We start from the raw sequence: 13,489 nt of genomic DNA, 5'->3' as shown, positions 1-13,489 counted from the left end.
AGGAGCGTTAGTAAAGCTGGATACCATGTCGTCTTAATAGCCACATGATGGAATCACGGAGCACATCAGGATCGACAACGGCAGCCATCGCGCAAACACGAAAGCAAAATGGCGCTATTTCGTCATTTTGAATCCACGACAACACATCCTTGCGCAACCGAGTACTGACACGACCGTCCAGCAATACACGGATCGCATCCAATAGAATGCCTTCGCGTAACTGCCAGATTTCCGTGTCAGACCAAGTGACTGGGGCATCATCAAACTCAAATAGAAATTCGAGCTGTGCTGATGTGTGCTGATGGGACTGCTTTTGTGATGTAGGAGAATGGGCAATGCGCCCATTCATTAAAGATAACCGCGTTCGGCAAGCGAAACGCAGCCCTCGGATGCGACCACGACATGGTCAAGCGTTCGAATATCAACAAGTGACAAGGCGTCACGGAGTCGATGAGTGATGCGTTTATCAGCTTCACTGGGTTCAGGATCACCCGATGGATGGTTATGAACCAGTATCACTGCTGCTGCATTAAGTTCTAGCGCTCGTTTTGTTACTTCCCTTGGATACACGCTTGCCGCATCTAAAGTACCTTTGAATAGCTCTTCAAATCGAATGACGCGATGCTTTGTATCAAGAAACAGTACGCCAAAGACTTCGTGCTCATACTCGTGCATCAGAGTTTGCAGGTATGAGAACGCCGATGATGGCTGTTCAATTTTGCGACCTTTACTCAATCGACCACGGGCAAGTTTAAGCGCCATATCTAAGATATCCGCTTCAGTCACTTGCTCAGGAACGATGTAAGAACCGGCTTCTTCGCCAGCTAAGAACTTTCTGTTTTTCATAGGAGTCTCCAAAAAAAAGCGGAGACGAACCCATGCCCAGACGGGGACGGAATCGTCCCCGCAGGGTGGTAAAATTGATGTGGTTACTGAATTAACAGTTGTTGTGTTACTTCGAATAACTCACGCTTTAGATCTTTGACGTCATTAATCACAATGCTTTGAGGAAAGAATTTCTCAACACTGCGTGTTTGAATCCCGATCCCCAGCAGCTCAAAGCCACTGCGTCTGCACCGGTCAACAATGTCATGCGTGGCAGCCCAATCATCTGGGTCACCATCCGTTAGCACTATCATTAGCTTTCGCTTCTGTTTTTGCGCTAACAAACTGTTTGCCGCAAACCACATTGCTTGTGCCATAGGCGTACAACCTCGTGGTTTTTGGTCAAAACAGGCGGCCCGATGTCGAACCGATTGCTTGGGCAATAACGCGATAGAAACTTCCTGATGAATACCAGGAAAATAACTGACCGCAGGTACAACACCCGGTATGCCTTCCAGTGCCATGGCCAAAGCCAAAGCGGCTTCATTGGCAACATGAAAGTACTTGCGATTACCTTCACCAATGGGCTTACCCATTGAGCCCGATATATCGACCAGCAAGTGCACAGCAGCATTGGGCGCAATGCGCGGCTGCCTTTGAATAAACAATCTCGATTCACCTGCTTGTGAGGCGGCAAGACGATGGGTTGCAACTCGAAGACCGTGCCGTTTGGCATGATTCCGATTGTCCTGACTGGACTGAACCATACCTCTAAGCCGGGCTCGAATTTGAGCAGACTCAGACGCCGATAAGGTCAAGATGGCCTCATCACCCAACATAGCTTGCTCTGCTTGGGGCAAACTGAGTGGAGTGACGCCCTGATGTCCTTCAGCTTGTTCCGACAACACTTCTGCCACTTGGGCAAAGGTATCGAGTTCAAAGTGAGCGGCACTGGCCTCTAGGGCTTGTCGCAAATTGTCAGCTTGATCAGCGTTATCAGAATCACCCGATTCAGCAGCATCCCCTGTTGCAGACGAACCAGTTTCCGGGGTTTGACTGTCACTACTGCTATTGCTGTCATTACTCGCATCTTGTCCAATGTCATTACCGCTATCAGCATCCGACTCATCCTGTGGTGGACGAGATTCTTCTTCCAACATGGCAACGATGGCATCGACAAGTTTCAGCACTTCACCTGTAGAGGCCAGGCTAGGCACTGCCGTCAGCATGGCGCTTAACCGGCTCATTGCTGCGGCAGGAAAGAGTTGTCTCACTCTTTCATCAACCGCTTGGTACAATGGCGTCAGCGCTTTCTGACCCAGAAAGTGGCATCTCAAGCGAAACAACAACCAGGCTTGCAAGTTAGATGCAGGCTCAAGCTGTTCAGGTACACACATTTGCTGTGTGTCCACCATGTACTCAATCACTTGCGAAATACTGCGCCGGGTTCCGGGGTAATCCTTTGCCAATTCGTTTTCAATGCGAACGTCCTCAATGATATTGAGAAGTGCCTTACGGATCGGCTTGGACGACGCCTTCTGCACCATGTCAAAATTGGTATGCCGAATATGCGCCGCTTCATGAGCCAGATAACCCCAAGCTATCTGTTGATAGTGTGGGTCGTCTGGGTTTGCTGTTGGAATCACAATCCGCTCACCATCGGTAAACGCATCTTGTCCTTGAATAAGCACCTTCACACCAAACTTTTCGCCATAAGCGGCGGCAACGATTGGCAGTGCGTTTTTTAATGGATGATTCATGGGAGTCTCCTAATCATTAGGGGGAATACTCCCTCAGCGGGAGCGTTTCCCCGCTGGGAATGTGGATGTTTAAACCTGTGCTTTTAGCTTATCCAGGTCGTATTTTTGACCTAACCAAGCCACCAATTGAGCTGGACTCTCGTGCTGCTCAAATGACGTTTTAAGCTGGTCTAAACTCAGGATGTCATCCAATGTCAGACCATACTGGTCTTGTAACTGAGTAGACACCTCCTGTTGATATTGCAGCCAAGCCCGCTCAAAAGCGGTTTGCTTCAATGCCATGTTTGGAACAAACACCATGGCCGTTACCCAAGCTCCTTGTGCGTCCGCATCTGCGATCAGCACAGGGTTCTTTGGGATCACGACACTATGTGTTGAGTACGACCGTTGTACTAACGTTCGACAACACGCCACTTCTGGTATCGATTCACTTTCAACCGCATCAGTCACACCACGAAAATGTGCTTCAAACTGCTTCAGTTGGCTGGGGTTATGGATGGTTGATTGCATAATTTCCTCTTACATAGTTAAGAGGACATGCGCCCTTCAGGGCAACATGCCCTCAAGGACGTTAAAAATAAAATGAGTTTGGTACAGTCGAACCAAGGTTTGGTCTGACGGTTGGTTGGGGTATTGCACGTAAGTTATCTGCCTGAGCAGATACCGGCTGTACGGGTTTAGGTTCAGGTTTGGGCATCAGTTGTCTGATATCCAATTGACCTTCACCGTGCATTCTCATCTTGTCTGGATCAGACAAAATTAAAATGGTCGCCATCAGTTCGTGATAGAGATTGTCTGTCACAGGGCCGGTCTTCGGCAGACGAACAAATAAATTGTCCATCGCTTCAACCATTGGCTGAACTCGGTGATCCAGGAATGACAAACCATCCAACTTGTCTCTTAATCGCTTGAGAGGATTAAGGGCTCGCTGGCTGATTTGATTCTTACCTGCAACGGAACGCTCAAACAGTTCATTGGCATCACGAGCCACCTCCCTAAAGAGGGTGTGTCCCATACCATTGACCTTGTCATCTAAGCCACCAGCTTGTTCAGCTGGTTGCATTCGATAAATGGCATAATCGAACTGAAGCCGTTGTTCCACGTCTTCGATGGGTGACAGCGCACGCCGGATTGCATCTGCAAATTCCGGGTGTTTTGCAACCCAGTCAAACGTCACCTGATCATAGTTGTCCAAGAACAACTGCTTGCACTGCGCAAACTCCTGACCGATCCGGTCAAGCTCTGGAACAATCTGATCAATTCGGTCTTCAGGGACGGCATAGCCACCTAAAAACCGCACACCGACTTGCTCACACAAGCGCTGCGCTTCTTTCTTAAGCCTTTCAAAGTTCGCCAATGCCTCTGGGGCGCAAATTTTTTTACTCCCTAAGCTGGCAACATCCTTCGGTGGAAGTTGGCTGCCATTGGCTAATCTGAAATCTTCAGGCCTTAGTTTTTTTCTACCGCTCCAGATGGAACAGTCGATGTGACAAATCAAGAGTTTGTCGAGGGTTTGAATACTCATAGTGCATCCTCATGTAAGATGGGGACGCACCACTCCCAACAGGAGCAATGGCCCCCGTTTGGGTGGTAGTAGTTGACGCGCTAATGGCAACATCACTATCAGAAATAGTAATTTTGCGAATCAGGCGACGATTGGTTGAGATCGATTTTCACAGGCATTAAGTCCAGTGCTTCAGCTATCGGGCGAACCCGCTCTAAATCACTGCCTAGCAACCGCAATACATCTTTTTCCAACTTCAGTTGGTCGGATACTTCTATCCCTTCAGGACTCGCTACTGTGAGCAAACACAGTGGTGGTAATTGACGCTTAAAGGCCAGTAACAGCAACAATGGCCACGGGCCATCATCCGTGTTAACAATGCCAGCGCCTTCACCTGACACCATGCTGATTTGATTGGTACTAGGTAATCCGCTTTTGCAAAACCCTAATGACCATTCTCCAATCCTGACCTGGTTATCACCAATGACAGCCAAGCCATAGGCTTCAAGCAGCTTTGCCATATCGAACAACGCTTTTTGCGCCAGCGATATTTGGCCATTGACGTCCTTGCGAGTACGAAACTCCCAACTGACGTTATTGGCGCACGCGACACTATCTAGCGCATTTGAGAGTTCAAATGGCCGTCCTTGATGATCAATGCCGATTTGTCCAACCAATCGATAACCCTTGTTGATTTTCTCGTTGATTCGTCGGTCTGCTTCAGCGTTAGGATGAGTCGAGTCAATCAATCGCTGCTGTGACAATTGACCGGCTTTTCCAAACCGAACTTCAATCACCTGGGTATCTAATCCAACGTAAATGGCCCATTCTTTGGCTGTCCCATCAGAATGACTGTAACGGTAAAGAGCAAAGCACTTTTCCATCATCAATCCTCCCAATGGTCACCGAAGACATCAGCAGCAATACGATGAATGGCTTCACGTTGCTCCAACTCAGCACGAGCCGTCAAAGACCGAACCAGCGCATACTCCACTGCGTTAGGAGCGCCTTTAAAAGCAAGTGTTAGCTTTGCCCAGCGCACCAAGGTCCGAGTGGACATGGTGATACTGAGTTCTGCACCGCCATCCGCGCCCCCAATAAAAAGACGACGAATGTCACCAGCTACTTTCACCATTTTTTGGCGAAAGACTTCTGGCAAGCCCGGCGCAACGTTCTCCAGAATGGCTTCTTCTACAGATGGCTCTGCATAGGTCGCTTCAATGATTCTAAAGCGATCAAGGAAAGCCAAATTCTGTTGGAGCACACCTTGATACAAGCCCGTTTGGTCACCGCTGCCCGCACTGTTGCCGGTAGCGATAAAACGAAACTTGGTATGTGGCATGATGATCTCTCCGCCATTTTGTGCGATGACCAACGGGGCACCTTCCAAAATGTCATTGAGCCCAGCCAGTTCAGCAGGCTCAGCAAGATCCATTTCATTAATGATCAGCAAATGGCCATGCTTGACAGCCAGTGCCAGCGGTCCATACACAAAAGTCATGTTGCCATTAACCAGCGTGTGGTGACCGATAAGATCGGACAACTCCAATCGACCATGCGCAGTAATTTGCTGAACAGGCCAATTCAATCGAGAAGCAACTTGGCAAATTAGCGAGGTCTTACCGCATCCAGTGGGGCCTGTAATATACAAACCGTCACCGTCTGGGTTAGACAAAAACGCCAATATGTCACGTAAGTCTTCTTTTCTAAAAACATACTCGTCCTTGCGAACGGGAATGTTTGGATGGGTAGTGTCGGCACTAAATCCTTCCAGAACGAAAGCATCAGGAGCCGGGACATTAAACGCTTGATTCACTTGAACCAAAAATGGAGATTGTTCAGTCATGGTAAACCTCATCTGTTTTGACGAGGCCCCATGCCCCAACAGGGAATGAAGTCCCCGTCGGGTGGTGTGTTGATTGTGGTATGGCTGTGTATGTAAGAGTTCAGCTCGCTCTATCATTCGTACCCAGCATTGGCTACGAGTGAAACTGCTTTCTGATGCACTCGATGTAAGTGCATGAGAAAGGAGCCGAAATCGGCTCCAAGTGAACGTTAAAAGTAAAATGAGCTCGGCGAGTCACCTGGCAGAACCAAGATCTCTTGCTCAAGGCTGATTTTGATTGGTGTTTCAACGGGCTGCTCTGGCTTATTGATGCTTATACGCAACCGCTCTTGTGGCGCTTTTCGGTAAGCAGCTAAAACCTGATCGTCCAGCTCGCCTAACTTATCGGTGGCCAATTGCTTATAGTCCACCGTGCCCGCCATCATGTAGCGACTGAGTTTGACCCCAGCATAGTCGGCATGAGCGTAGTTACCCATCATAGCGACCAATTTTGACTGAGCGTCTCGCATTTCTTCTTTCAAAGATTTGATGTGATTTTCCAGTCGGACCACTTCGGCATGTGCTGAGCAATACTGGCGAGACAACGATGTCCAGCTGTATTGAGCTTCACCCTTGGGAACAAAACAATCTTGCTCTGGGCATTTTGACGGTTCTTTTTTGGTCTGTACTAACTCCCAAAACTGAAGCGCTGTTTCTTGCAACTCAGTTAAGAACGCCGCGTCTCGTTGTATTTCAAACTCAATCAGTTGATCCTCAAAATAGAAAACCAACCAACCACGCGTGCTATTGGCGACCAGTATTTGATGCTGTACCTGCACCCAATACAACTGGTACGCCTCGCTTTGTTCTCGATGCGCTTGCACATCCTCAAAAACTGACTGGCAAGGACATTTCAGTTCAACGGGTTCTCCCGCATCGTTGATGCCATCAAAGCTGGCTCGAAAGATTGCGTTATGATCGGCTTCTGCACATAACGGCAGAAGAAAGTCATTATGTGCATTCTCAAATGCTCGCCTTGCTTGAGGCTCCAACCGTATACCGCGAAGCACATTAGGATTATTAGACAGGTCCTCCGGTAATACGAATCCAGTTTTTTCTGCCCATAATCGCCAAGGTGTTTTGTAGGGTGAACGCCCCATAATAATTGGGGCTTCAGATGCCGTAACCCCTGCAATGCGCCACTGGTGCCATGCAGGAGTACGTTGTGATAGGTCGATAACCTTCATATTGTCTCCTTTGAGGGGAGACTCCCCCGAAGGAGAGAATTCCCCTTCAGGGTTAAGTGGTTACTTTGCAGCTTGTGCTAACGCTGTTTGGTGCTGAACAACACTTGCTTGAACCGAATCAATTGCCGCTTTACCGGCTTGAATCGAACCTAAGACAAGGGCAACAACCAATACCAAGCGAAAAAGTGAGGCTGATTTAGTCATGGAAGATCTCCAAAAAAAGACGAGACCTTCCCCCTGACGGGAGAATAATCCCGCCAGGGTTAGTAAAATGAATGCGTGGCGCTAAGAAGCTAAAGGCTGTGTGAGCGCTTTGGCTGCTTGTTGCTGTGCATTAAATATTTCTTGTTTCGCAAACGTCAGCTCAACACCTTGAAAATGTTCATTGGCATATTCCAATGCACTATTCCAAGCGTTTGAAGCTTCCGCCCGCTCGATAAGCTTGTAAACAAGCCCTCGGGTTCGATCATCAACTTGCTCGGGTGGAATCACCGATGGCTCAACAACGTGTGTTGCTTGGCCTTCGATAATTCGCTCTGCTTCGTCTTGATCGAAAATTCCCACAAAGCCAAACGCAATGCGGGAACACTGGATCATGGATTTATGTCTTAGCATTCGCTTAGTGTGCGTCTGCCATGGACCATCTACCCGGTAAGGGCCATTTTTGCCGTTACCTTCAAAAGGCGGTCGATAGACTTCATCCAGGTATTCAGTGATTTTGACTGGGTGCGAACGGTCGCGCCGGTAGATGATGCATTCCATCCATTCCGGGCATTCTTTCGCGCCATCCAGTGAGACTTTGTTTTCTGAAGTCTTAAACTCCATGCCATCAAACTGGTCGTGTTGATTGATGATGCGAGACCATCCATCGACACCTACCACTGGAATAATTCCAGCTTGCTTATCAGGGAACGCAAAAATCTCTTTGGTGAAAGGGTTCAAGCCGTACTGATCTGCAACCACCAAGAGCGCCATCATCTGCTCATTGGTCGGTGCACTACCGTCACGTTGCTTGAATGCTGTTGCTTTTAGGGTATCGAACAGTTTGTTTGGATCGACACTAAAGCGCTCAGCAAAGCGTTGGATTAGCTTTGGTTTTTCCATTGTGGACTCCGACAATCAAAGTGGGAGTCTGACCCTGACGGGAAAGTACTCCCGGCTGGGTTAAAGCGTTTTTGCTCGGTTAAAAATCTGGTTCAGGATAAGTTTGTGCCCAATTAGTTTGGGAGCCTGCATCATCCGCCGGTGATGGCTCAGATGCTCTGTTCACATTATCAAGAAGCAGAAACTCGTCCGCGTCCACTTCGGTCAATCGATGCTTAATGCCATCTTTCTCCCATGAGCGCGTGCGCTGAGGCCCTTGAACAAAAAGCTTCGCTCCTTTTTGGATTAAATCTTTTGCCCTTAGCCCTAACTTAAATCCACCACGATCTCGAAAAACGACCCGATGCCATTCCGTATGCTCTTTGAGCTCATTGGATTGACGGTCGCGCCATTTCTCAGAAGTGGCCAGCGAAATGCTGGTCACCAAATCACCTGATGGATAGGCTCGCGTCTCTGGCTCAGAGCCAACGTAGCCTATGAGTGTTACTTGGTTTTTCATGATGTTCTCCTCGTCTTAGTTGAACTCTGTGCACACGGTCGCTTCTACCCGACTGGGCAAAGAAGACTGACGACGCAGATAGGTTGGTATTTCGAGTAAAGCCATGTCGTACTGATGTGGCTCTTTGTAAAACGCAGATGTCAAACGGGGCATACCAGGAGCTTTAGGCACTGCCATTGGACGACGTTTTGATGTTGGTGTGAGCAATCGTTTGATTTGAATAAGTACAAATCGAAACGGGCGCACGCATTGACGAGCAAGCAATCGCAAAAGCGACCAGCTCAGTTTTGCAAGCAACATAACGCCTGCGATTTGGATAATAAATCCGAAGATATATTCCATTGGTGACTCCTTATGTTGATTTTGAAGGAGTCACCCCCAACTGGGGAAAACTCCCCCAGTTGGGTGGTGAAAAGGCGAACCATAAGGAACGCATGGTTGAGCATGTAAAAACATGCAGGCTATTTGTTTAAGGAGGCTAGCTACCTCTTAGTACCACTGAGAATTCTCAGCGGCGGGCTTCCTTTGAGCTCATGCTCTCAGGCGTAGATATCACTGAAACAGATCAGCAATATTTGATAGTCAGTGTAACCGTCTTATCCAGACAGGATAGTTAGAAAGATGCTCAATTCTTCCACCTAGCTGAAAGGCCATTACCGCACAGAGGATTAGGCTAGGGGCTGATTATTGTCATATCAGGAGCAAACTTATGGCCCAAGCAAAACCCAATTACTCAAAACCCATCTTTGAACAATCATTCACAATTAATAGCTTACAGGCGCAACGTGTCGTTGACCGTGTTTTTAGACGGACGGTCAGTGCGCTTTACGGAATCGATGTCATCCTGCGCATCATTGGCGATGAAAACGAAATTGATGAAGTGGAACAAATCATTAGCCAGTTGATCGAGGATTGCGCTAAAGCGGTAGACAAAGAACAAGCTCGTTTGGACAAACTGATGGAGTCCAACGGCATCGATGAAGTACCTGACTACACCGACCCGATAACCTTCAACGCAAAAATAAGCTCGCCCCAGGTTGGCCAGTTTGTCGGCTTAGTTCGCAAACTCGATGCGTTGATGATCTCAATGGACACACTCTGGTTGTCTAGCGTGCTTAGCAACAAGCAACGTGTTGATGGTAACTACGCATGGCAACAGCGCATCATCAAACTGGCTCGGCGCATTATTGATATCGAAATTCGAGCACGAAAATCAGCCCAAGCTAAGGGTAAAGAAGCAGAAGTTGAACAAGCGGTGCCGTCAACCGATGACGATATCACTGAAGAGGAAACAGATACCCCCTCCAACTAGCCAGCTAGGCTCCCATCACACTGCCCCTCTTGAAGGGGCTATTGAAATTTAGTGTTGTGGATTTTGAAACACAGTTTTGGACATAAGTGAGTCAGACTTACCTCTGACTCCTCACCCTGACTTAGGATTGTTAAAGGTGTAGCTTACTTAAAACCTAGTCGTGAAGCTTCGCACCTTTGACAACTTTATCCACTATTTTTTTCTCCGCGCACATAGCAATACCGACCAAAGGCAAGCTTTCCGTATCATAGTATCGAACGGTACTTCGATTCGCTTCATCATGACCTGTCGCGAACATATCTTCGATAAATATTGCGGTTTCAATATTTGCGCGATTAGCGCGTTGGATAAAAGTAGGCAACTTATTTCTCTTCACTTTTAGTACGATTGTTGGCTGAATACAAAGCGGTAAGTAGGTGTTGTCACTCCCATCTACATATCGTTCACCAGTCTCAACCGCTGATGTTGAAGTGATACTACCAGACAAAAAACTGACAACATTCAATTTCTGCCAGATTGGTAAATCCTCTGCCACAACAATGACAAACTTAGAATCAAATTGCATATAACCTCTTATTAATCAGAACACTAAATCAATGACAGGTGGTACACCCATCTTTAAACCAACAAACAGCAACAACACTGCCATTAGTTTGTTCATTACAGCCAGATAGTTAGTTTCGTTTATCTTTTTGCCAATTAGGCGTCCAGCAATGTAGTAAGCAGTAGGAGCACCAAACGCAAGTAGTGCCAAAATAGCGCACCATACATAGATATATCCGCCTGTAATACCTGCTGATGGGAATTGAACGGTGGCAATAGGCAATGCAACCGTAATGCCTTTGGGATTGAGCAGCTGAAGCATCAAACCGTCTTGCAGACTCATGCTTTGGCTTGGCTCTGATTCAACTTTACCTACTCGGCTGAAGAATATTTTGTATGCCAACCAAAGAATGTAGATAGCGCCCAATATTGCCGTCCATCGTAAGAAAGCATCATTCATTAATGCCTCACCAATCAGCGAAACAGTACCGAATAATGCAAACATGGCGATTGAGACACCGAGACTAAAGCCAAATATTGAACTTTGTTTCTGTATACCACTGTTTAAACAGATAGCATTGACTGGCCCAGGGGTATACATGACCCCTAGAGCATAAATAATTATGTCCAGCATAGTTTTTATCTTTTAGTCGATGCTTTAGTTGAAGCTAAAGCGAGAGTTGTTTTTGGTATTGAGTCGGCGTGATGCCAAACGTGTTCTTAAAGTTACGATTAAGATGGCTTAAGTCGGAAAAACCGTACTTAAAAGCAATATTCGCAGCGTTGTCACCTAACTCTAACTCGCGTTTTACACGGTTGATTTTATTGCTAAGTACATACTGGTGTGGCGTCATGCCAAACTGTTTACTAAACAGTCGAATGAAATGATATTTAGACATATTGGCGGCACTTGATATCTCTTCAATGTCTATCTTTCGATTAAGGTTGAAGTGAATAAACTCCTTTGCTCGCTCTAAGAGCATCTCTGTTCGCCCATGAACCACTTTCTCAATAAACGAACCGCCACCTAGACGAACTATCGAATGGGCAATGCCTAGTAAGAGGTGTTCTTCCTCTAATGAAGAAAGTGGTTGTTCTGAGTTCATAGAACGTGAAAAAGACATAACCTGTCGTTGCAAAATCAGATCATAAAAGGATGCCTCTCTCAGCCGAGACTGATCCTTAGATACATTACCTATGCTTTGCATCAGGCTCATCATTATAGAATCAGGTATGTAGAGCATTTCATACTCCATATCTTTTCCATCTCCAGCATGCCCATCATGAACCTGCTCTGGACTAAAAAAGATTACGTTTCCTGCCTGACTTTTATGAAAAGCACCATTGCTAAAAAAATCCTGTCGTCCACGGCAAGTTACACCAATACTGAATTCTTCATGCGCATGCTTACCGTAACTAAAGTCTTTCATCTTTGCTGAAAATGAAAACAACCCTAGCGTGTGCGCACTTTGTTGATAGCTAAATTGTTCATGCATTCTGACCGACTCAATCTACATAGTGGAAACATAATGAAAGTATAGGTAGCAAGTGATAGTGAAGATAGAACAAAATTGCTAAATGCATAGCAGTTACTTTTTGCTCTCTAGCAAGCTTTGGGGCAAAAGCGCGTTAGCTGAAATATGTTCGATCTGTGATCACAAAGTGCAAAAATGGTTACTTTAAAGCGGAAAAGCACATTAAAGTAACCAATATGTGAATTAGTCTCGACTTGATCTGACATATCGCCTTGAAAAGGTGAGAGTTACCAGTTTTGATTGTGGGTGTCGAATCCTTAATCAAAACAAAAAAGGTAACTCTCATGCTCCATAGTAACAATCCAATCATCAAACACAAGACTGGTTTACTCAATCTGGCCGAGGAACTGAGCAACGTTTCCAGAGCCTGCAAAGTGATGGGTGTGTCTCGTGATACGTTTTATCGTTACCGCGATTTGGTGGACGATGGCGGTGTTGATGCGCTGATCGAAAAAAGTCGCAGAAGTCCAAATATCAAGAACCGTGTCGAAGAAGCTGTTGAACAAGCAGTGATGGATTATGCAATTGAATTTCCGGCTCACGGCCAGCACAGAACCAGCAATGAACTTCGCAAAAAAGGCGTGTTTGTGTCTGGCAGTGGCGTCCGTTCAATCTGGTTGAGACACGATTTAGAGAACTTTAAGAAGCGCCTGAAAGCCTTAGAAGCCAAGGTTGCTCGCGATGGAATTCAGCTTACCGATGAACAGATTGCGGCACTTGAGCGTAAAAAACACGACGATGAAGCCTGTGGTGAGATTGAAACCGCGCACCCAGGCTACCTTGGGTCGCAAGACACGTTTTATGTCGGAAACCTCAAGGGCGTTGGTCGTATCTATCAGCAAACCTATGTCGATACGTACTGCAAAGTCGCGCACTGTAAGCTCTACACCACGAAAACACCTATCACCGCAGCAGACTTATTGAACGATAAAGTATTGCCGTTTTATGAGTCACAGCAGTTGCCAGTGCTGCGTATTTTAACTGACCGTGGCACAGAGTATTGCGGCAAGGTCGAGCACCATGATTACCAGCTTTATTTGGCGATTAATGATATCGACCACACGAAAACCAAAGCGATGTCGCCACAAACCAACGGCATCTGCGAGCGGTTTCATAAGACGTTCCTGAACGAGTTTTATCAGGTGACCTTCCGCAAAAAGCTGTACCAAACGCTGGAGGAGCTGCAAAAAGATCTGGACGAGTGGCTGTCTTACTACAACAATGAACGCACTCATCAGGGCAAAATGTGCAACGGCAGAACGCCAGTTGACACATTGATTGATGGGAAACGGATTTGGGCAGAAAAGAATCTGACTCGAATCTAATCTGACAGAC

At 46.8% G+C, this 13,489-nt stretch carries 17 protein-coding genes; 2 read left to right on the top strand and 15 right to left on the bottom strand.

Features of this window, described 5'->3' with window-relative positions:
* Positions 1–7: 7 nt before the first annotated feature.
* The 12 genes from PY479_RS00365 to PY479_RS00310 form a co-directional block, all read right to left on the bottom strand.
* Complete coding sequence (locus PY479_RS00365) at positions 8–349, bottom strand: plasmid-related protein (RefSeq protein WP_275482498.1); 342 nt, start codon at positions 347–349, stop codon at positions 8–10.
* Positions 349–846 carry a DNA repair protein RadC gene (gene radC / locus PY479_RS00360; RefSeq protein WP_234609249.1) on the bottom strand — a complete coding sequence of 166 codons (498 nt, stop codon included), beginning with the start codon at positions 844–846 and terminating at the stop codon, positions 349–351. Before radC ends, PY479_RS00365 begins: the two co-directional genes overlap by 1 nt.
* 83 nt (positions 847–929) lie before the next feature.
* A complete protein-coding gene (locus PY479_RS00355) occupies positions 930–2,585 on the bottom strand; it encodes a VWA domain-containing protein (protein WP_275482497.1) in 1,656 nt (551 codons plus the stop codon).
* A 69-nt stretch (positions 2,586–2,654) separates the two neighbouring features.
* Entirely contained in the window at positions 2,655–3,095 is a 441-nt protein-coding gene (locus tag PY479_RS00350) for a hypothetical protein (protein ID WP_170355911.1), read from the bottom strand.
* Positions 3,096–3,156: 61 nt separating this feature from the next.
* Complete coding sequence (locus tag PY479_RS00345) at positions 3,157–4,110, bottom strand: DUF3150 domain-containing protein (RefSeq protein ID WP_169666748.1); 954 nt, start codon at positions 4,108–4,110, stop codon at positions 3,157–3,159.
* 98 nt (positions 4,111–4,208) lie between these two features.
* Entirely contained in the window at positions 4,209–4,976 is a 768-nt protein-coding gene (locus PY479_RS00340; RefSeq protein ID WP_275482496.1) for a hypothetical protein, read from the bottom strand.
* A complete protein-coding gene (locus tag PY479_RS00335) occupies positions 4,976–5,935 on the bottom strand; it encodes an AAA family ATPase (protein WP_025441439.1) in 960 nt (319 codons plus the stop codon). Before PY479_RS00335 ends, PY479_RS00340 begins: the two co-directional genes overlap by 1 nt.
* Before the next feature lie 209 nt (positions 5,936–6,144).
* Positions 6,145–7,161 (bottom strand): lambda-exonuclease family protein, encoded by a 1,017-nt coding sequence (locus tag PY479_RS00330; protein ID WP_275482495.1) that lies wholly within the window; start codon positions 7,159–7,161, stop codon positions 6,145–6,147.
* Between the two features lie 60 nt (positions 7,162–7,221).
* Positions 7,222–7,365, bottom strand: a complete 144-nt coding sequence (locus PY479_RS00325) for a hypothetical protein (RefSeq protein ID WP_015066581.1) — start codon at positions 7,363–7,365, stop codon at positions 7,222–7,224.
* A gap of 81 nt (positions 7,366–7,446) precedes the next feature.
* Complete coding sequence (gene bet, locus PY479_RS00320; protein ID WP_000414662.1) at positions 7,447–8,265, bottom strand: phage recombination protein Bet; 819 nt, start codon at positions 8,263–8,265, stop codon at positions 7,447–7,449.
* A gap of 79 nt (positions 8,266–8,344) precedes the next feature.
* Positions 8,345–8,764 (bottom strand): single-stranded DNA-binding protein, encoded by a 420-nt coding sequence (ssb, locus tag PY479_RS00315; protein ID WP_275482494.1) that lies wholly within the window; start codon positions 8,762–8,764, stop codon positions 8,345–8,347.
* Positions 8,765–8,779: 15 nt separating this feature from the next.
* Positions 8,780–9,106 (bottom strand): plasmid-related protein, encoded by a 327-nt coding sequence (locus PY479_RS00310; protein WP_275482493.1) that lies wholly within the window; start codon positions 9,104–9,106, stop codon positions 8,780–8,782.
* A 367-nt stretch (positions 9,107–9,473) separates the two neighbouring features.
* On the opposite strand from PY479_RS00310, the gene PY479_RS00305 reads away from it, so the two are divergent.
* Positions 9,474–10,076 carry a hypothetical protein gene (locus PY479_RS00305; protein ID WP_275482492.1) on the top strand — a complete coding sequence of 201 codons (603 nt, stop codon included), beginning with the start codon at positions 9,474–9,476 and terminating at the stop codon, positions 10,074–10,076.
* 154 nt (positions 10,077–10,230) lie between these two features.
* Here the strand turns inward: PY479_RS00305 and PY479_RS00300 are convergent, their stop codons facing one another.
* Genes PY479_RS00300 through PY479_RS00290 form a run of 3 tightly spaced genes read right to left on the bottom strand, consistent with a single transcriptional unit; the run spans position 10,231 to position 12,115 of the window.
* Positions 10,231–10,641 carry a DUF2000 family protein gene (locus PY479_RS00300; protein ID WP_206929423.1) on the bottom strand — a complete coding sequence of 137 codons (411 nt, stop codon included), beginning with the start codon at positions 10,639–10,641 and terminating at the stop codon, positions 10,231–10,233.
* Positions 10,642–10,656: 15 nt separating this feature from the next.
* Positions 10,657–11,253 carry a LysE family transporter gene (locus PY479_RS00295; RefSeq protein ID WP_206929422.1) on the bottom strand — a complete coding sequence of 199 codons (597 nt, stop codon included), beginning with the start codon at positions 11,251–11,253 and terminating at the stop codon, positions 10,657–10,659.
* Positions 11,254–11,287: 34 nt separating this feature from the next.
* Positions 11,288–12,115 carry an AraC family transcriptional regulator gene (locus PY479_RS00290; RefSeq protein WP_275482491.1) on the bottom strand — a complete coding sequence of 276 codons (828 nt, stop codon included), beginning with the start codon at positions 12,113–12,115 and terminating at the stop codon, positions 11,288–11,290.
* 323 nt (positions 12,116–12,438) lie between these two features.
* On the opposite strand from PY479_RS00290, the gene PY479_RS00285 reads away from it, so the two are divergent.
* Positions 12,439–13,479 carry an IS481-like element ISSod13 family transposase gene (locus PY479_RS00285; RefSeq protein ID WP_275482490.1) on the top strand — a complete coding sequence of 347 codons (1,041 nt, stop codon included), beginning with the start codon at positions 12,439–12,441 and terminating at the stop codon, positions 13,477–13,479.
* Positions 13,480–13,489: the final 10 nt, after the last annotated feature.

The organism is Shewanella sp. A32 (assembly GCF_029167175.1).
Lineage (GTDB): Bacteria > Pseudomonadota > Gammaproteobacteria > Enterobacterales > Shewanellaceae > Shewanella > Shewanella yunxiaonensis.
The sequence above is the reverse complement of the archived record's forward strand: the minus strand, read 5'-3'. Positions and strand labels throughout refer to the sequence as shown.